Annotated in this window: 15 protein-coding genes; 7 read left to right on the top strand and 8 right to left on the bottom strand. The window is 44.2% G+C overall.

The window, feature by feature from the left end; all coding sequences use genetic code 11:
• Positions 1–7 precede the first annotated feature (7 nt).
• The gene (locus AC27HD_RS01160; RefSeq protein ID WP_487103254.1) at positions 8–1,138 is read right to left on the bottom strand and encodes an SMP-30/gluconolactonase/LRE family protein; all 1,131 of its coding nucleotides are present in this window, start codon (positions 1,136–1,138) and stop codon (positions 8–10) included.
• A 353-nt stretch (positions 1,139–1,491) separates the two neighbouring features.
• On the opposite strand from AC27HD_RS01160, the gene AC27HD_RS01155 reads away from it, so the two are divergent.
• The 3 genes from AC27HD_RS01155 (at position 1,492) to efpL (ending at position 3,576) form a co-directional block, all read left to right on the top strand.
• Positions 1,492–1,893 carry a DUF4149 domain-containing protein gene (locus tag AC27HD_RS01155; RefSeq protein ID WP_032096553.1) on the top strand — a complete coding sequence of 134 codons (402 nt, stop codon included), beginning with the start codon at positions 1,492–1,494 and terminating at the stop codon, positions 1,891–1,893.
• Positions 1,894–1,905: 12 nt separating this feature from the next.
• Complete coding sequence (locus AC27HD_RS01150; protein ID WP_032096554.1) at positions 1,906–2,535, top strand: demethoxyubiquinone hydroxylase family protein; 630 nt, start codon at positions 1,906–1,908, stop codon at positions 2,533–2,535.
• A gap of 474 nt (positions 2,536–3,009) precedes the next feature.
• Complete coding sequence (gene efpL / locus AC27HD_RS01145) at positions 3,010–3,576, top strand: elongation factor P-like protein EfpL (protein ID WP_032096555.1); 567 nt, start codon at positions 3,010–3,012, stop codon at positions 3,574–3,576.
• Positions 3,577–3,716: 140 nt separating this feature from the next.
• On the opposite strand, the gene AC27HD_RS01140 is transcribed toward efpL, so the two are convergent.
• From AC27HD_RS01140 to ahpC, 5 genes are all read right to left on the bottom strand, one after another.
• Positions 3,717–5,126, bottom strand: coding sequence for a PepSY-associated TM helix domain-containing protein (locus tag AC27HD_RS01140; protein ID WP_487103251.1), 1,410 nt, complete (start codon positions 5,124–5,126; stop codon positions 3,717–3,719).
• 9 nt (positions 5,127–5,135) lie between these two features.
• Positions 5,136–5,672, bottom strand: a complete 537-nt coding sequence (locus AC27HD_RS01135) for a hypothetical protein (protein WP_032096557.1) — start codon at positions 5,670–5,672, stop codon at positions 5,136–5,138.
• Between the two features lie 8 nt (positions 5,673–5,680).
• Positions 5,681–7,864 carry a TonB-dependent siderophore receptor gene (locus AC27HD_RS01130; RefSeq protein ID WP_487103249.1) on the bottom strand — a complete coding sequence of 728 codons (2,184 nt, stop codon included), beginning with the start codon at positions 7,862–7,864 and terminating at the stop codon, positions 5,681–5,683.
• 201 nt (positions 7,865–8,065) lie between these two features.
• A complete protein-coding gene (gene ahpF / locus AC27HD_RS01125) occupies positions 8,066–9,679 on the bottom strand; it encodes an alkyl hydroperoxide reductase subunit F (RefSeq protein WP_032096559.1) in 1,614 nt (537 codons plus the stop codon).
• A gap of 168 nt (positions 9,680–9,847) precedes the next feature.
• Positions 9,848–10,405, bottom strand: coding sequence for an alkyl hydroperoxide reductase subunit C (ahpC, locus tag AC27HD_RS01120; RefSeq protein ID WP_442853199.1), 558 nt, complete (start codon positions 10,403–10,405; stop codon positions 9,848–9,850).
• A 284-nt stretch (positions 10,406–10,689) separates the two neighbouring features.
• Between ahpC and AC27HD_RS01115 the strand changes: the two genes are divergently transcribed.
• Both AC27HD_RS01115 and AC27HD_RS01110 read left to right on the top strand, forming a co-directional pair.
• Positions 10,690–12,009 (top strand): DUF2252 family protein, encoded by a 1,320-nt coding sequence (locus AC27HD_RS01115; protein ID WP_487103247.1) that lies wholly within the window; start codon positions 10,690–10,692, stop codon positions 12,007–12,009.
• A 389-nt stretch (positions 12,010–12,398) separates the two neighbouring features.
• Positions 12,399–15,023, top strand: coding sequence for an ExeM/NucH family extracellular endonuclease (locus AC27HD_RS01110; protein WP_487103245.1), 2,625 nt, complete (start codon positions 12,399–12,401; stop codon positions 15,021–15,023).
• 95 nt (positions 15,024–15,118) lie between these two features.
• On the opposite strand, the gene AC27HD_RS01105 is transcribed toward AC27HD_RS01110, so the two are convergent.
• The gene (locus tag AC27HD_RS01105; RefSeq protein ID WP_487103243.1) at positions 15,119–16,873 is read right to left on the bottom strand and encodes a response regulator; all 1,755 of its coding nucleotides are present in this window, start codon (positions 16,871–16,873) and stop codon (positions 15,119–15,121) included.
• A 170-nt stretch (positions 16,874–17,043) separates the two neighbouring features.
• The gene (locus tag AC27HD_RS01100; RefSeq protein ID WP_487103241.1) at positions 17,044–17,724 is read right to left on the bottom strand and encodes a 2OG-Fe(II) oxygenase; all 681 of its coding nucleotides are present in this window, start codon (positions 17,722–17,724) and stop codon (positions 17,044–17,046) included.
• A 220-nt stretch (positions 17,725–17,944) separates the two neighbouring features.
• Between AC27HD_RS01100 and AC27HD_RS01095 the strand changes: the two genes are divergently transcribed.
• Positions 17,945–19,495 (top strand): carbon-nitrogen hydrolase family protein, encoded by a 1,551-nt coding sequence (locus tag AC27HD_RS01095; protein ID WP_032096564.1) that lies wholly within the window; start codon positions 17,945–17,947, stop codon positions 19,493–19,495.
• A gap of 224 nt (positions 19,496–19,719) precedes the next feature.
• The gene (locus AC27HD_RS01090) at positions 19,720–20,535 is read left to right on the top strand and encodes a hypothetical protein (protein ID WP_487103239.1); all 816 of its coding nucleotides are present in this window, start codon (positions 19,720–19,722) and stop codon (positions 20,533–20,535) included.
• Positions 20,536–20,601 lie beyond the last annotated feature (66 nt).

The following is a 20,601-nucleotide window of genomic DNA, read 5'->3' as shown; positions in this document are numbered from 1 at the left end:
AAATGAGTTAATCACTGTCTTTAAATGGCAGTTCTGCACTAGGGATAAAACCTATGGAAGGCTCTGTTAAACTTGAGATATAAAGCCCGTCCGCCGTTTGAAGTGCACCGGTGGTAAACGCATAGCCCCCGTCGGCAGATTGAAGGCTTTGCTGTACCTCACCTGTTGAGCTCACTTTTATGACGTGCCCGAGGGCCTCTGCACGTGGACTTAGCACAGCGGGCAAGCGCATTATGGCCTTTCGTAAAAAAGGGCTGACGGACAGTTTATCAATCATGCTGTTGCGCGGTGCGGCAAAGCCTAGCCAGTAATCCCCTTCCTTGGTGGTACTAATATTATCTGGAAACCCTGGTAGGTTATCCATAAACACAGTCACCCTGCCTCTATTAACACCTTTTAGCCAATAGCGTAATACACGGTATTTTCCCGTTTCATTCACAAGCACGCTATCGCCGTTGTTACTTATTGCGACTCCATTGGCAAAAATAAGAGCATCCATTATCACAGTTGAAGCCCCAGTAACGGGGTTATATTCGATAAGCCTCCCATTCCCCCTGTGCTCCATTATCTCAAGCATACTGGCCTTCAGCGTTCCGCCGTAATCTTGAGCAGCAAATTTGGATGTCGCATCAGTAAAGTAGACCATTCCATTATCGGCAATATCAACATCGTCGGCGAAAACAACCGCAGTATCTTTGCCACCATCCTCAACTTTATCGACTAATACGCTAACTGTGCCAGCGACATCAATCTTAAGTAGGCCTCGGTGTGCATCAGCAACGAATAGATTGTCGTCGCTATCGTACTCTACCCCAAGAGGACGACCTCCTGTGTTAACCCAAACCTCAAACTGGGTATCACTGGGGCGCTTTCTAAGAATATTTCCAGAATGACTCGATACAGCGATGACACCGCTTGCACTTATTGCAAGGTCCTCGGGGCCATAATCATCAGCCATTGATATATGTCGAAGCGCCTTTAATTTTTCATTCTGCTTGTAGCTTCCAACCAGGCCATTATCTTTTGGCGCTTGCCAAGATGCGGGTGAAATGGGTACAGGCCAAAAAGAGAAATAGGCCGCGCAGATACAAAGAAGAAAAAACGTTATTAGAAGTAAACGAAAAATGGCAGTGCCCACGGTGCAATCTCGTGTTGTTTCATATCAATTAATTTAATTAACATACCAACTGTATTTAAAAATAGACTCTTTATTTTAGTTATATTAAGTCATGCTGTACTGAATCATGTTTTGCTAAGTCGTACTTTACTAAATCATGTTTCCTAGGGCATATGATGCTGGCCCACGCTTTCCTTTGCTAGTCACTTTGTCAGCGACCCTGCCCTTTTTCGGCAAACCAAATGGTTAAATGTCTAGCGTATGCATCTAATTTTATGCCTCGCCCTTTCTTAAAAATTACAATTCGTTAAGTATCAATCTTTTACTGTAGCCACAGCGGTATTAACTATTCATTTATTACGAGTGCTGTGTTTATGTTTCTTCTATTGTGCGGGTGTCTTGTAGTTATCGTTGGCGGCATGGTGACTTTCCAAGCTCTATTTGCGCCATTAATTTTTATAAAACTCCCAAGCGAAGTTGCCCGGCCTTTTATTCGCACCTTTTTTCCCTTTTACTATTTGTATTTTGGCGCACTGAGTTTACTTGCTACCGCTTCTGCAATTATAAGCAGCCATTGGCAAGTGGCCTGGCTGATAGCGCCTGTCACACTCGGCTTCATTATTAGCCGTCAAATACTTATGCCACTGGCAAATCACGCCACCGATAACCAACAGGAAAAGAAATTCCAAATATACCACCGCCTCACCGTGTTAATTAATACGGTACAGCTGGTAGCGCTGTGCGTGGCTTTTTATTGGTTGTTGGCCCCCTATTAACGAGGAAAAGTGATGTCGATAATAAGCAAAGCGATGACCGACAACTCGATAAGTCTGGTAGACAAAGAGTTACGAGCTAGTCACGCCGGCGAGACCGGAGCAGTTTGGATTTACCGCGGCGCCCTTACCGCCGATTTCTTAGTGAGCATAGTGGCAGGCCTTTGGGCTAAGTTAAGCCCGCAAGCACAGAGTCGAAAAGAAAAGGAAAAGCAAAAGACAGAAGATGGCGTGTCTTCGTTTGCTTCTGAGCATCTGGCCACTGAAAAGAATCATCTCGATATATTTGAAAACCACATGCCCCCGTTTAGAGGCAGCTATATGCTGTTACTTTGGATGGTAGCGGGGTTTATGACAGGTTTTCTTCCGAGGATTTTGGGGCGCAACTGGTTTTTTTATACCATCTATTGCGTTGAATATTTCGTTGATGAGCACTACGAAGAACAGTGCTGTCTGCTTGAGAACCTTGAAACTACGCCCTTTGATGTTTTAGAAAAATTTAGACAGTGCCAGTCAGACGAGCAAAGTCACAGAGACGAAGCGTACAATGCAATGACTACTCCCCCAACGCATGCTATGAAATTATGGGGTAACATGGTAGGTAAAGGCTCGGCTATCGCCGTTATTATGGCAAAGAAAATCTAGGGCTTGTCAGCGTAAATAGATAACCATTAAGTTAGTGGGCTTCTGAGTAGGAAAGTACAAGTTTGAAAGTACAAGTTAGAAGGTGTAGATAGGAAAACGTAAGTGGGAAAAAAGACAAGAGAAAGGCCGCCACGACAATGTGACAACTGCAAGGTGGAAGCAGATGTTCAGTATCGCGTTAGTTATAAGGGTGAGTGGCATATTATCTGTAAAACGTGCCAGCTAGAGGCATCTGATTGCAGTGATTATATTTACGGCGGCACATGGAAACGCAATAAGCGTAATTAAAACCGCATGGGTGCGACTCACCTAACCAGCATCGCCCACAATATGAACGCCAATTCCTTTAAACCATCATTTTTAGCGACAACTTTAGCTACAATCCACTTCCTCATTCGTGCAAAATAGCGGAAGATAGCAGGGAAACTTAACATGGCTACGCGTAGATAAAGCCATTAATAACAGGGTAAGACCATGCCAAAGGCAAGTGAAATCAAAAAAAATCACACCATCGTTTACGGTGGAAAAACGTGTATTGTAAGAGATATTGATCGTTCAGTACCTCAGGGCCGCGCTGGCGGAAGCATATATCGTATGCGTATGTACGATGTCGTTAGCGGCGCTAAATTCGACGAAACATTTAAAGACTCAGACATGTTAGAAATGGCTGATTTAGTGCGCCGCCCCGTGATGTTTTCATACATGGACGGCGACGAATTTGTTTTTCTAGATAACGAAGACTACACACCTTATCACCTAAACAAAGAAAGTATTGCTGATGAAGCCTTGTTCATTAATGAAAAGACTGAGTCTATTCAGGTGTTAATTGTGAGTGATGTGCCTGTTGCCCTCGACTTGCCGATGAGCGTAGAGCTAGAAGTGGTTGAAACTGACCCGTCAATCAAAGGCGCTTCAGCAACCTCGCGTACCAAGCCAGCTACTTTATCTACTGGCCTTGTGGTGCAAGTTCCTGAATACATCAGTACTGGTGAATGGATAAAAGTAAACACTGAAGAACGCAAGTTCCAAAGCCGTGCCTAGGTGTTTATAAACCACGGTGCAAGGAATGTGGGTTTACTGATTGTGAAAAAAACAGTGCTTAACGCACTGTTTTTTTGTTTCTACCGTTATTTTTTAAGCTGAGGCACTGCTCCATCATCAGCCCTACTCATTGCTATGGTTCACGCTTGCACATGTCGTAACCGAAAAGAGCGATAAAACGCCCACACTACATACCCCGTCAACGGTATATTTAGCTGAAGGGAGGACACAGTGAAACTGGCTTTTCCGTGAGTAACCCCATAAGCAACCAACAAGCAAAGCACGCTTAGCGCTGAGATTAGCAGCCATACTGACTTAGTGAACCGCGCGCTCGCGGCTGCAGCAAGGGTATTAAGTAAAATAAAGCACCAAAAAACCGCTGTTAACGACCCTTCGTAATACATATCAACCACTGCGGTAAACGACAGTGCACTAATACTGCCCCAGACAGCACTGTGCCACAATCGTGTGGGTAATACCGGATAGGCTTTTTTCGATAGCCAAATCTCCATACCTGACACACAGAGAATAGTTAACATTACGCCAAACACAAAATACAGCCACTTGCTCGTTAGCCCTGCAAAATCACCAAAGTGTAATCGATACATAGACCAAATAACTTGCTTGCCCCACTCGCCATTTTCATAACCCGCAACACCAATAAAATCGCCATTCGAGTCAAATCGGTAGCCCTCTGCGTAAATCATTTTTTGAGGCGCTTTGGCGTATATTTCAATAAATTGTTGCGGCGTTCCCACTTCATGCACGGTGAGAAAAATGGGCGACTTTTCTGGTGCGAGAACATCCATTTGAGAGAAGGCCTTCGCTATATCTGCTTTACCTGATTGGGGCGCTATTACAGGGTCGGGCGTAAAAACTTGTTCTACAACTGCGTCTCTATCACCGTTGTAATTCAATTGAGCCACTGTTACTAAAATGATACCGGCCATACCGAAATACGTGCCTGTTACCCCTATAATGAGATGAAACGGCGATGCCCATAAGCCAAAGCGATTGTGAAGGTCAATTTTGTGCTGCTGTCGATTACCCCCTTTGCGCAGCGCGAATGCATCTTTGGCGATTCGTTTATGAGCAATAATTCCGGTAATAACCAATGTACAGATTAATGCACCTAACGAACTCACCAAAATCATTCCCCAACTTTTTGGTAGGTGTAGGTACAGGTGTAAATCCACCAGCATCTCGGTAAACGACACACTTTCTTTCTCAATCAACTCGCCTTTTTGAGTCGCAAAGTAGCTTTCGTTGTCGTTTTCAACAACAAGTCGAGGAATATCAGATGTGGGGAAGACTGCGTATAAATGCTTAGTGTCTTCTGGATGCTTGTCTAAAAAGCGGTTCATGGCTTTATTTACAGCGTCAGGCGTAACCGATGGCATTTCTTCTATATGAGGCTGTTCCCAACGCTCAAATTCCAAGTGAAATACGGCAACAGTGCCAGACAGACACACCAGGTATAATAAAACGCTAAGAAATACCCCTACCCAGCTGTGTGCATGTAATGCTTTTTGTTTAGTAATTTTATTCATAATTTAGCTTCAAATAGGCGCTATGCGCACAACCAGTAAACCAAGTAGCGCAAGTACTACATAGGTAATAAGTGGCTGTCTTTTCTTTGACGACGCTAGGTAATGGTAAGCACAAAGCCCCCATACCAGCGGAAGAAGAATGACTGATAAGGCTAACTGCCCCGCCGTAGAAAAAGGCATTGAGGCAGAAAAACCGAGACTTATAAGCACGCTGGTGACAAGCAGCACGAACAATACGCTGATAAAGTGTGCGCCATTAATTAGCAACGTACTACGCGATAGGTCGAGAGATTTTGGTGATGGCGTATTTTTAGGTGCGGGTAGTATTCGTTGACTAGCCATAATAAATAACCAAGCCAACAGCCCGGGCGCTAATAAAGCGTAAAGCACACCGAACTCCCAGCCCTGTGCATACGACCAGCAGACACAAGAAAGTACCAACAGTAACAGCCCAATGATAAGAAAAGCTGACGCTTGAGAGCGCCAGCTTTTAAATAAGGTTGCTACAGTTGCAATGGAAAGCGTTCCAGCTACAAACGTCAACATGCTAGCTCCTAAAACGAATAGGTAATAGAGGCATTAATGGTGCGTCTGACGCCAGGAAAACAATCGCCCCGGGTGAGACATGACGTTAGGTATTCTTTATCAGCTAAATTTCTGATATTAAGCTGTAAATCTAGGTCTCTATTAAGCTGATAAGCTAGCATGGCATCAACTAGCGTATAGCTAGGCGTTTCGTAGCGTAAACTTGCGTTTTCTGACACGGTTTCGCCTACATACCTAACCCCAGCGCCCATGCGCAATCCCGCTGTAAATTCTGGTGCATAGTTAATCCACAAAGAGCCATTCTTATCTGGCTGTGCTGCAAATGCATAGCCATTGGGGTCTTCTGTATCCATTGAAGAGGCAGCAAATTGAACGCTAATAGTGTCAAAGGTGAGTTCACCCTCAACTTCCACACCGCTTATCTCCGCCACGCCTTGCTGCTGACCAAATTCAGCCGGTAAGTTGTTGGGGTTGGGTAAGTTTGATACTTCAATATCGTAATAAGCTAGCGTCACATAACCGGGAATAGACGATAACTCATACTTAATACCCGCTTCATACTGACGCCCTTCCTCTGGCTCAAGTTGATTATTGTTTACATCAAGGCCCACTACAGTTTCAAACGATTCAGCAAAGCTTACATAAGGTGAAAAACCATTTTCGAAGCGATATAACGCACCGGCAGCAAATGAGGTTTTTGAATCATCTTGCTCGGTTGTCCCGTTGTCGTTGTTTACGCGATCGTGGCGTAAACCTAAGGTAAAACGCCAATTATCATAAGAGATGTGATCTGATAGATACACACCAATATCGCCCACCTCTTGAGATGGCGCATCGTTGTAGATTGCGTCAAATACTGACTGTTCTGGCGCCCCAGTATACACTGGGTTTGCGAGGTCGAGCATATAAGTAAAGTCGCCTTGCAATGCACCGCCCCCGAAAAAATAAGCACTGTTGGCATCGGTGTCTACATGTTGATATTGCCCGCCAATAAGTAGTTCATGTTCAACGCTTCCCGTTGTGAACCATTTGCTGACTCTGACATCCACGGCATGTTGGTCGAAGGTATTGTCAGCTTGATAAAATGTCCGTGGTACAAAGGTCTCTGTAGGCGCAATATCCGCATTGGCAAATTGATTTACGTAACGGCTTGTACCAGTAAAGGTTGGCCAAGCTTGATGGTAATCGGCAGTCCCCTCACGCCACAATGCCGTAAACGATACCGACGTACTGTCATCGATTATATGCTCGCCCAGCAAAGTGACCTGATTTGAAGTAGTATCAAATTTATTGAAGCCGGGCTCACCTGCATACACATCTTGGTCTGGCAAATAGCTTCCATCGGCTAAAGGCAACAAGGTACCTTCAACAGGAATGAATTGGGCACCTGTATCACTGTCGGTGTCTTGAAAAAGACCCATTAACGTTAGCGTTGTGTCTTCATTGGGTAAATAGGAAATAGAAGGCATAAGCACTTGAGTGTCGTCGGTAACATAATCTACCTGGGAGTCAGAATTTCGGTATATACCCACGACACGACCTAGCCACTTACCGTCTTCAGACAGTGCACCGTTTATATCTGCAGAAACTTGAGCGCGATTAAATGAGCCATAGCTAAGCACCACTTCGCTGTCTTTGCCTGCCTGAGGTGTTTTAGATACATAATTGATTATTCCTCCTGGCGAACCTTGTCCGTATAGCACTGACGCAGGCCCTTTTAGCAATTCCACCTGCTCCATTGTATAAATTTCTGCGCGAGTAGAATTGTAATTGCCAAAGAGCTCTTGAATAGAGTCGCGATAGCGAGGAATAGACAAACCACGAGAAGAAACTGAATCTACGCGGGTAGCAAAGCCATAAGATTCACCAGTAACACCTGCCATATAGGTGGCACTTTGTGCCAAATTGAGCACGCCCTTTTGCTTAAGATCTAGGGCTGTTTCTATGGAGATAGTGCGAGCAAGTTCAACAATAGGGGTCTGTGTTTTTGTAGCGCCAAAGGGGCTTCGTTTTCCCACAACCTCTACTTTTTCAACAAAAGAAGAAGGCTCGGTAACAGAGTCTTCTGATTGCGCAAGCCCCGCTTTTGAACGCTCTGCTTGCTCCCCTTCTGTTTGGGCTTCTGATGCATGGGCTAAAGAGAGGTGTGACACTGCGGATAAAACCGCCACAGCGATAATGTGTTTTTTCATAATGTGTGCGTCTCTGGTGATTATTTTTATACTAAAGTCCATTCTCTTTAATGTTATTAATAATCACTCTCATTTGCAATAGCATTACAAGGTTATCTTCCTTTTAGTTATATATTGTGACCTCACCATAAAAATCTGCGCCCATAAAAAAACCGGATAAGTAAACTTATCCGGTTTTTGGTATCTGCTGCCGCTGTTTAATTAGGCAGCTTCTGTTTCTTTTTCGCTATTTTTTTCACTAGTTTCTTCAGTGTCAGCTACTTCATGACTTAGCAAGTATTCAAAAGCAGCTAGCGACGCTTTAGCACCCTCGCCCATCGATATTACGATTTGCTTATAAGGCACTGTTGTCACGTCACCGGCAGCGAATATGCCAGGCTCAGAAGTATGACATTTACCGTCAATAACAACTTCGCCATATTGAGTAAGCTCAACAGTATCCTTCATAAATTGGCTATTCGGTACCAATCCAATTTGAACAAACACACCGACTAATTCTTTCGTGTGTACTTCGTTGGTACTGCGATCTTGGTACTCGATAGCATTTACTTTGCCATTTTCAGCTAAAATCTGACGCGTTGCCGCATTTTTGATAATGGTAATGTTGTCACGCTTGTTTGCTTGATCAATCAGTACTTGGTCTGCTTTTAATTCAGGCATGAATTCAAAAACAGTCACCGATTTCACAATACCGGCTAAATCAAGGGCCGCCTCAATACCTGAGTTACCGCCACCAATGACTGCAACATCTTTACCTTTAAAGAATGGACCGTCACAGTGTGGGCAATATGCCACGCCGTTACCTACGTTCTCTCTCTCACCAGGCACACCTAGCTCTCTCCAACGAGCGCCGGTGGCAACAATAAGACTACGAGTACGAATTTGCTCGCCAGAAGAAAGCGTGATCGTTTTGATATTGCCTTTTTCGATGTTATCAACACGCACATGCTCTTTAAGAGTAATGTCATAGTCGCGCACGTGTTCCATCAAGTTGCCTACAAGCTCTGGGCCTGTGGTTTTCGACACTGAAATTAAATTCTCAATGCCCATAGTATCTTTAACTTGGCCGCCAAATGTTTCTGCGATAACCGATACCTTTAAGCCTTTACGAGCGCTGTAGATAGCAGATGCCACACCAGCTGGACCACCGCCAATAACAGTTACGTCTTGTAACGGCATTGACTCGCCTTTGTTGGCGTCTTTTAAACTTGGATCCTGCTCAATCAGCTTATTAATAAGCACAGCAGCATCTACTTTACCGTTAGCAAACAATTCGCCGTTTAGGTAAACACTTGGTACACCCTGAATGTCACGTTCTTCAATAACGTTCTGATACAAACCGCCGTCTATCATCTCAGACGTAATGTTCGGATTGATTAGCGCAAACTGATTAAGCGCTTGAACGACTTCTGGGCAGTTGTGGCAGCTTAGGCTGATAAACACTTCGAAATTAAGTGGTTCGCTCACTGCTTTTACTATAGACGCTACGCTGTCATCTAGTTTTAATTCGGTTCCTGAAGCATGCAGCATGGCTAGAATCAGTGAGTTAAACTCATGACCGCCCGGAATCCCTGAAAATCTGATCCCCGTGTCTTCGCCATCAGCTTCTAATAAAAAGCTTACAGAGCTGCGAAGTACGCCGTTTGTGTCGCGTTCTTCAACGCTAAGTTTATCGCTTATACCTGCAATGTCGGACAGAAAGCCAACAAGCTCTTCACGCTTGCTGTGTTCACCGGTCTGTACGACAAAGGTTACGTCTTTTTGCATTGTCTCGGTATAACCCTTCAATGCTTGTAAAATTTCTTTAGTTAACACGGTTGTCCTGCCTTATTTTCGACATGCCGATCCCCGCCAACCATTTTTTTGATGATCAACTTATAAGCGGAAACTGGAAAGTTAAATAAAAATTGAATAGAGGGAGCGAGAATTCACTCCCTATCAACTAGTTGCGCTTTTGTAAAAACGCGCTAGTTGCGTCAGTGCTTAGATTTTACCAACTAGGTCTAGTGAAGGTGCTAGTGTTGCTTCGCCTTCTTTCCATTTAGCTGGACATACTTCGCCTGGGTTGTTCGCTACGTACTGAGCCGCTTTGATTTTACGTACTAGGTCGTCTGCGTCACGGCCGATGCCTTCAGACGTGATTTCCATTGCTTGTACAATACCTTCTGGGTCTACTACAAACGTTGCACGGTCAGCTAGGCCCATTGTTTCACGCATGCAATCGAAGTTGCGTGTGATTTCGCCCGTTGGGTCGCCAATCATTGCAAATTTGATCTTGTTGATTGTGTCTGAAGAATCGTGCCATGCTTTGTGAGTGAAGTGAGTGTCAGTAGATACTGAGAATACTTCTACGCCACGAGACTGTAGCTCTTCGTACTTATCAGCGATGTCACCAAGCTCAGTTGGGCATACAAATGTGAAGTCAGCTGGGTAAAATACGAATACTGACCATTTGCCTTTAATATCTTCATTACTTACGTCAATAAATTCGCCATCTTTAAATGCTGTTGCTTTAAAAGGCTTAATAGCAGTATTGATCATTGCCATGTTTAAATTCTCCGTTATGGTTTAAGAAAGAATGTTTTTAAATAGATTCGTAAGCCAGTAGCATACGAGAGTAATCTTTACGTTTTTTATGACCACTTGGTTTTGCAATTTTTGTTTCGCTAACTTCAAGTGCCCTTCAACTTGATGCAAAGAATAGCGCGCTAATTTATAAAACACTAATTGGTAAATGTGAATCGTCTAATCAAGTTATTGAATCGAACGATTAAAACTTATCAAATATGATTAAAAACAACGCGATATAACACCGGAGTAGTCTAATGCGAAACTCGCGACTTGCCCAAAACATTGCCAGAATTGATGGTTCGACACCGTCAAGGACTATCGGAAAACATCTAAAAATGGCTTCAAGCCCTTTTGTTTTCTTCCGCGGTACTGCACAGCTATTTTACTCCGATGTGTATAATGGGGTCATATCCCTGCCAGACAACCTCAATGCCATACCGCTAACAAGTATTGTGGGCGATTGCCACTTGTCTAATTTTGGGTTTCTTACCGAAGAGGGCTCCCACGGTGATACCGTTATTTTTTCACCCAATGATTTTGACGATGCCTGCGTTGGCAGAGCGCACTGGGACATAATCCGGTTGCTCACGTCATTTGCTCTATCTCAAATACACTGTGAAGGTATTGTAAGTGGGGTCTATGTGGATAACGACGTTGACGCAACGAAACCCGTCATTAGCAAAAACGACGTGATTAATGCACAACATACTTTTTTAAGCGCTTACATCGAAACCTGCCGCAGAGTGACCGAAGATGAAAGCTTGATTAACGAAGCGGTTAACTGGCGACCTGAAAAAGTAGCCACAAAATTGGCCAAGCTTTACGATAAAGCAGTATTGAGAAGTGCTAACGGCAGCGCTTTTACAACAAAAAGTGCCCTTGCTCGGGCGGTAGTTTTTAACAATGATATTTTATCATTTAACGCGAATAGCCCAACATTCACTCCACTAACCGACAAACAATATTCTGAACTCTACAACGCCTTTGCGCCTTTTATGGATGACTCGGTGGTTGATATCGTGCGCCGCGAGGATGCCGGAACCGGCTCGGTAAACCTCGACCGCTTCTATTTTTTAGTCGGCCCCCAAAAACCCCATACCTCAGTGAGTTTTTCCCATTGTCATATTGTAGAAGTAAAGCAACAGCGTGAAGCCGCGCCTCTTCATCACTTCGCATCCCTTTGCCCCGTCAATCAGTTGAACCCTGCTCATTTAACCGCGCGAAGCCAGCGACGAATGCAGCGCAATCCAGACCTGATCTTAGATGAGGCAATTTTCGAGAATAAGCACTATCTCATCCGTTCGCGCCATCACGCTAAAGTTGGCATTTCACCTGAAGATGTTGTCATGGGCAAAAAAGCGACCCAAGGTGGCTTTGACTATTTTGCAGAGCTTTGTGGCTATACATTAGCACTCGCTCACTGCCGTGGAGACCGTCGCAGTACACGATTTGCCACCGCTGCTTGTAATTTATTGCCAGACGCACGTGAACAAATGGTTACCGCCTCGAACGAATATGCAAATAAAGTGCTCGACGATTATGCTTACTTTTGCGGGGAGCTGGCTTTGTCATGATTTGCTTTTGTAAGGGGTGCGCTTCGATATGCACTTTTTGTGAAGGTATGAGCTTCTGGGGTATGAGCTTTTAAGATGTGGGGTTTTATAGATAGGAGAGTATCTTACGCTAGTGCATTGCTTCACCACGTTTCTAGCTATTAAATACAACGCAGTACTGTTACTTAACGCAAACGCCGAGTTCCTTAACAGTAGCCAACGTGATAAATAAACTTACCTATACAACCTAAGCCACTGTTTGTAATTGGAATTTTAAAAAACAGCTTGAATAAGCTTAAGTCATAGTTACGCTTAAAAAATCCCTATACGGTAGTGTAAGCAACAATAATGTTGCCTGCCCCCACGGGCATAAAAAAATAAAAAAACACTACTACAAAAGGGAAAATGACGTGAGAACATCACTATCTTTGCTTAGCGCAGGCATTCTATCTGCGCTCTCACTTTCTGCAGCAACTAACGTCGCATTGGCAAACGACATTGTCATCAGCGGTGTGATTGACGGCCCTTTATCGGGCGGTGTACCAAAAGCCGTTGAGCTTTATGTGATAAATGACGTTGCTGACCTATCCGAGTACGGCATTGGAAGTGCCAATAATGGTGGTGGTAGCGATGGTGAAGAATTTACGTTTCCAGTTCAAAGCGCTTCAGCAGGAACATACCTGTATATCGCGTCAGAAATAGACGGTTTTACTAGCTTTTTCGGCATGGCCCCAGACTTTGATAGTTCAGCAATGGGGATTAACGGTGATGACGCAGTCGAGCTTTTTAAAGACGGCAACGTTATTGATACCTTTGGCGACATAAACGTTGATGGAAACGGCACTGCTTGGGAATACCTAGATGGATGGGCCTACCGTAGCAATGGACAAACCGCAAACGCTGGGACTTTTAATGATGAAAATTGGGCATACAGCGGTGTTGATGCCCTTGACGGCGCCAACACTAACGCAGAAGCATCTACGCCATTTCCTTTAGGTACCTTTACCACAGAAGGCGGCGGTGATGTAGAAGCTCCACCTGTTGAGCCACCAGTTGCACTAGGCGTTTGTGGCGACGACGCAACACTCATTAGCGCAATACAAGGCTCTGACGCTGCTTCTGAAGAGGCAGGAAATAGTCATATTGTTGAAGCCATTATTACCGGCACACGACAAGGCGGCTTCTTTATCCAAGAAGAAAACGCTGATAGTGATGGCGATGCAACGACATCTGAGGCGATTATTGTCGAAGGCGAGACGGACATCACAGTTGGCAATGTTATTCGTTTATACGGAAGCGTGACTGAAAACTTCGGCATGACAACCATAGAGATGGATAGCGACGTTGTAGCCGCAGATTGCGGTGCGAGCGATGATGTGGTGACAACAAGCATTTCAATGCCTTACGAGGAAGATTTAGAAGCTTTTGAAGGTATGTTAGTTAGCGTCACCGATGCCACGGTAACCAGCACCAACTCGCTTTGGCGTTTCGGTGAAATTGTGGTGAGTGATGGTGTTAAACGTCAGCCAAGCGATATTGCCCCTCCCCTTTCTGATGCCTTTGCTGCTGCACAGACAGAGAGCGAGGCTAGCCTATTAACTATTGAAGATAACAGCGGTTCACAATTCCCAGATGCTATCAGCTTCTTCCCCAACTTTAGCTACGCAAATACCATTCGTATTGGCGACACTGTGTCTGCATCGGGCCCGCTGAATTTCAGTTTTGGAACTTACCGTATCAACCCTACCGAAGTCATCGCGGTTACCTCTACCCGTGAAGATACCCCAGTGGTTAGCGAAGGCAATCTGTCAGTGGCTACCTTTAACGTCCTGAACTATTTCAATGGTGATGAAGATGAAAACGGTGAACTGACCTTCGACTACGACGATAATCGCGGCGCTGAAAGCGAAGCAGCTTTTGCACTTCAAGAAGGTCGTATAGTAGAAGCCATTGTTGATTTAAATGCTGATGTGGTCGGCCTAATGGAAATCGAGAATGACGGTTTTGGCGATGATAGTGCCATTCAATCTTTACTTAATGCTATTAATGCTCAGCTTGGCGAAGCAGAGCAATACGCGTTTATCAGTACTGCTGATAACTCGCAAATTGGCACTGACGCAATTACCGTTGGGCTTTTGTATCGCGGCACAGTGGTAACGCCACAAGGCGATGCGGTAATAGTGGCGATGCCTGAACAACAAGTATCGGAAGATAGACTAGCAAGAATGCGTCCGTCGCTGGTGCAAACCTTCGAGCACACTGAAAGCGGCGAAACCTTTGCCGTTGCAGTCAATCACTTTAAGTCAAAGGGCTCTCAGTGTGCAGAAGATGTTGCAGAAGCGCCATCTGATATTGATACCATTCAGGGCAGCTGTAACGCACTTCGTGTATCTGCTGCTATTACGCTAGGTAATGCGCTAAATGATGAAACACTGCCTGAGCGCAAAATAATATTGGGCGATTTAAATGCCTACAGCGCAGAAGACCCTGTTGCAGTGCTTACCGACTACACGCCAGAAAACCGCGGATACACGATTAAAACTGCGATTAACACTGGAATGGATGAGGGTGAAGCTGTCGAGGTTGACGCAAGCTATGGTTACCATAATCTTGCAGAAACCTTTGATGAAGATGGTTTTTCTTACTGGTTCTTTGGTACCGAGCAAGTGGGTAGCCTAGACCACGTATTAGCAAGCGATGCCATGCTAGCAGACGCCGTTGATGGCACACATTGGAACATCAACTCTGTTGAAGCGTATCAACTTCAATATAATCAGGCACTTCGATTCTACCCAGATGAAGAAGGTTATGCGTTTACTGATATTGGTCCGTTTAGAAGCTCTGACCACGACCCGTTTATTGCTACCTTCAATTTAGTCGCTGACGAGCCAGCTGCGCTTCCGATACCCGATGAGGGCGAAGATAGTTCTGGTGGCTCAATGGGAGGAATTCTAACATTGCTTGCTGCAATGGTTGGCTTTCGCCGTTGGTCTGCTGTTTCTAAAAACAGCGCGGCAAAAAAACGCGCTAGCTAAACGTCGAAAATAACACGACAGCAAAAAGAGGCAGCGTTTAGCTGCCTCTTTTTATTTAGCTATAAAAACATAATGTTTATTCGTACGGTAATTTTCTATTGAGATGCTTCACGTTCCTTAGCGCCGTCCTTATCTCTACTTTGTAAAGAGCTGGAGTCTAATGCACTGACTTCTTGTGACAGAACGCCAATAAAGTCTGACGCGTGCACATCATCAATTTCAAGTCCCAAGCGCTGAATGTACATATCTCGCTTTTCAGCTTGAGTAGGAGACAGCTTGCCCTCTACCAATACTTTTGCAGCCGCCTTAGCTGACGCAATTTGATCTTCAGTTAAGTCTTCGCCCACGTGGATATTAGTAATAATCTTAAGTAAGCTTAAGGCCACTTGCTTGTCGGTAGGAGAAATTGTTAGCGCCTGTCGAAGGTTGTTGTAAGCAGGACCAAGGCGATTTTCTTTGTAGTTCACCGTCGCCATGTGCTTGAGCTCTTTAGGCGTAAATTGAATTTCGTTTCGTTCTATAGACTCTTGCTTGAGATATTCATCTACCACTTGCGACGAAAACGTATCGCCCTCAATTTGCTTTCGAAGTTTTTCCAAAATACTAATGCAGTGCTCGCGCATACCCAGCTCGTGAAAGGCTTTCATCTTATCTAGACTGTCTTCCATAGACAGACCATCCGTATTCGCTGAACTTTGCTTCATCACTTGCTCAGCGCCTTTCTTGTCATCTTTTAAACACAGCACTCTGGCTTTAATAACGTTCACTTGCTCGCCCAGATCAGTGCGTACACCTTTTTGCTGCGCGACATTATCAAGGTCGTGTTGCGCACGTTGAATATACTTTTCAGCATCAGTGCCGCCTAGGCTAGTGGCTAAATCGATGGTAGAGCGTATTACATTCAAAGAAAGCTGAGGTGAGTCATGAATAGAGTTTTTAGCAAATTTCGCCATATTTTGTACAGCAGATAGCTGGCCAATCTTGTCGTGATTTAACCGTGCTAAATCCCATAAGCGTTTATTTCGTTCGATGTTTCTCGGTGCAAGCCGACTCGCCTCTTTCATTTGTTCGTAGGCAATATCAAACTGCTCTTTTTCAATAAAATACTGGGCCAATAAATCGAACGTAAGAAAGCGGGTGTCAGGCCGCTGAAGCAAATCATCTACAATTAACTGAGCCTCTTCCAGCTCGTCTTGGCGAAGCAGAGAGCGGGTGAGCCCAATGTGTACCCAGGCGTGATCCATACTTTGCAGCAGCTCTCGAAAATAATTCTCAGCGGTTTCAAAGTCTCGCAATTGAAGCAGACAATCGCCAATTAAGCGCTTTATTCTCGGGTGATATTCTATTAACGAACTGTCTTTTAATTGTCGCTCTGCGTAATACATGGCCGTGGAATAATCGCCATTTTGCATGCAGTGCAGCATTTTATGAAGTTTGTATCGAATATGAAGAAGATACTGAAGACGAGAAACTATTTTCGTTCGCTGTAATGGCTTTACCCAAAAATCATGGGGCTGCAATTCAACGATGCAGTTTACCAGCTCTGTGGACGTTTCAGCGCTTAAGAAAATAACCGTGGTGGTATCGTTGATATAATTAAGATGTTTCAACTCTTCAAATAAGTGAAAGCCATCCTTATCGTGACTGACATTAAAGGCAAGTAAAACAAAATCAAACTGTCTGGTTTCGCATAAGCGCTTCGCATGAAAGGCATTAAATGCGCTACTTACATGCTTTATCCCAACTTCGTGCAGTGCTGAGGCCACTACATCGTGCACTAATCCTTGATTATCAATAACCAATACATGAAGGTCTTCTCTTGGTACGGGATCAGGGATTTTTTCCAACATTTAACAACCACTTCTTACGTCTTTTCCTTAAGTAACACAACGTTGATTGTAAGCGCATCTACTTGTGTAAAAGACTTACAGTAATGAAAAAACAACGCTGTGGGCTAGTATGCATACTATTGCATCTGTTTTGATATTAGCACTTACCTCCCATATTGCGCTAGTCATGGTTATCTTGGTGGGTCTATTTGACCATTAATACTACCATTTACTCTAAACCACCCCGCCACTGAATGACGCTGACGTTTTGACGTTAAGACTTCATGGGGAAATTGTTCGCTTAAAAAAATCACAAACGTCCCCTTTTCCGGCCTCACTGTAAAACCCGTAGCATCGTCTTCACTTGTGTACAAAACGAGTTCGCCGCCATCGCTTTCTAGCCATTGTTCATTGAGATATGCTACCAGTGAGAGTGCCCTGTTACTTTGCCCTTTAAAGGCGTCTACGTGGCGTTTGTAATAAGCTCCTACATCGTAACAAGCAAAGTGACTCTCAAATGAAAACAACCCCATAAACAGGGTTTTATTAATATAGGTTTTCAGTGCATCACACCACGATAGCCAAATTTCCCCCTCAACCGTACTGCCGGTAATCCAGCTAATATCGTCTGTGCGTATAGCGTCCACATGCTGAAAATTTGATGCTCTACCAATGCCGGCTTTTTGATATTCACTGTCTGCCATAGCACGCTGACAAGACAGCAATGCATCAGTAATAAAACTAGGCAGCGCAGAGTGCTGAACACTAAACCCTTGCGTCACTAGGTCGTTGACGATTGACTCGAAAAGGCCCTCATCAAAAACAGGAAGGGGGTTAACCTTGGTAAGGTGAGTAACGTTAAGACTTTGCATGATGTATTCGAAAAGTAATTTGTCAGCGTTATAGAGCTAATCAGCCTTGTTCACAACATATATTACTGCTTATGAGCCGCTATTTTTTTATTGTGATCCACAAAATTTTTCATCGCTAAATAAAAAGCATGGTTTTTGCTTATTTTTAATTGAATGTATGATTGAATGTAGGCATACCTTGAACGGCCCTACCAAGACGTAACGCAAAAGAGAGTTGTTAATGAGTCAAGATCAAACACAGATAGAAGAGACAGAGCATCACCTCGACTTACGAAATTTACGATTAGATGACTACAACGATGTCAAAGATCTTATGGATAAGGTTTACGCCAATGTTGGCGGCGCGTGGCCCTACTCAAATTACAAAGCACAGGTAACCACATTTTCTGATGGTCAAATTTGTATAGAAGATAAGGGCAAAGTGGTTGCTTTCGCTATATCAGTCATTGTTGATTATGATCAATTTGGTGACAAACATAGCTACGATGAAATCACAGGCGATGCCTATCTTACTACTCACGATCCAAATGGTGATGTACTTTACGGCGTAGAGGTCATCGTTTGCCCTGAATACAGAGGGTTAAGACTTGGCAGAAGGTTGTATGAAGCAAGAAAAGAGTTGTGCCGAAACCTTAATCTGAAATCGATTATGGCCGGTGGTCGTATTCCTAACTACCGCAACCATGCCCAGGAACTGACGCCATATGAATACATTGAGCAGGTAAAACTGAAGGATATTTACGATCCTATTCTTACCTTTCAATTGTCCAATGGGTTTGAAGTAAAGCAAGTAATGACGGCCTACCTTCCCGAAGATGAAGCGTCACAAGGGTACGCTACGCTTTTACAATGGCACAATATTTACTACGAGCCAGGCACACCGTCGTTAATTGCCAGTAGAAAACTAAGCGCCAGAATAGGCTGTATTCAATGGCAGATGCGCTACTTCAACAATGTAGAAGAGCTATTGCAGCAGGTTGAATACTTTGTGGATGCGTTGTCAGATTACTCCTGTGATGTCGCTCTTTTCCCTGAGTTTTTCAATGCACCTCTTATGGGGCTGTGCCCGACCGAGTCGTCCATTGATGCAATATGGCATCTTGCTACCTATACCGATGAAATCCTTACGTCGGTGTCTCATTTAGCCGTGTCTTATAACATCACCATCATCGCGGGCTCTATGCCTGTGGTAGAAGACGATTTGCTTTATAACGTAAGCTATATCTGTAAGCGTGATGGCACGATAGAAAGTCAGTATAAGCTGCACCCTACCCCTCATGAAAAAGAAGACTGGATCATGAAAGGCGGAAATAGCCTGAAGACCTTTGATACGGACTTCGGCAAAATAGGTGTGCTTATTTGTTACGACGTTGAGTTTCCAGAGCTGGCGCGCATTCTTGCCGATCAGGAAATGCAAATTCTCTTCGTACCGTTTTGGACAGACACAAAAAATGGCTACTTACGCGTTAGACGCTGTGCGCAAGCAAGAGCCATTGAAAATGAGTGTTACGTGGCGATTGCTGGCAGCGTAGGTAACTTACCGAAAGTAGACAACGTTGATATTCAATACGGACAAACTGCGGTATTTTCACCTAGTGATTTTGCTTTTCCTCACGATGCTATTGTGTCTGAAACAACGCCAAATACAGAAATGACTCTGATTGTTGATTTAGATTTAGACAAGCTGACTAAACTGCAAAACGAAGGTTCGGTGAGAAACTATTTAGATAGACGTCGCGACCTGTACCGAGTTGAGTGGATGGGCGATTAAACACCCTTAAAAGGCGAACACAACAGCATGAGGTGATCGCCTTTTTACTATCCCCGTCGCGTAAAGGCGTTAAACGGATAAGCCGTGGCATTTAATTAAAATAAGCGATACCATGCTGTAGTGTGCAAAGAATTAGCGTTTCTTGCGGTAAACCTGTGCCTTAGGCTTTGTAAAATAAGGTTTAATCGATGAAGAAACACCCAGAATGAGAATGTAACGATATTATGCCTAACAACTCAAAAAATGATGAATTTCCAACTATTAGGTTAGATGACGAAGACCGTCGCGATTATCAAACCAAGCGCCAAACTACACCTGGTAGTACTTCCACGCCCTCTCAAGCCACAAGCTCCTCATCTTCATCCGGTGGCAACGGTATTTGGGTAGCTTTGATTGCCCTCATTGCCTTATCTGCGTGCGGTGGCTGTTATTATTTATTCACATTACTTGAACAGCAAAAAGCGATTGCTGAGCGAGCAGAAGAGCGCATCATGTTGCTGGAGAATAAACTCTCTGCTACAGGTGAGGAAATGGGCGAATCGACGGTTGCTCTGCAAGTAAAAGTCAATGAACTGAATGATAAAACCAGTGAATTATGGGAACAAATGGATAAGCTTTGGGCTTCTGCATGGCGTAGAAACCAAAAAGAAATTGCAGATTTAGGCGAGCGCGTGAGTAAGGTTCAAAGTGCCGCGAATAAAGACATAAATGCGGTATCTGAAGATGTAGATGCACAATCAGCAACCATGGGTTCTTTGAAAAACCAGCTCGCCTCAGTAGCTGATGAGCTTTTAGCAGTGAACGTTCGTCTTGAGCAAACTGCAGATGACAAAGCAGGCACCCAGCAAGACGTTAAAAACTTAGCTGACACCCTATCAGTGCTTGAAAAGCGCAACGCAACGTTATCTGGCAGGCTGAACAGTTTAGAAAACGAAATTAGGGAAATTGCTACCAAAGTGGTATCAGGTACAAGCGCGAATAATACAAACGGCGCTCCTGCAGCAGGAGCAAGCCCTGCTGCATCGCCTAATGCCGGCTAAAAAAGCAAAGCAATTGGCAAAAACGGTATGAATAAATAAAGGGGCTCACTGCCCCTTTATTCGTGT

It is taken from the genome of Alteromonas sp. 4NS20-0143 (assembly GCF_057542855.1).
This window is presented reverse-complemented; position numbering and strand designations above follow the sequence as displayed.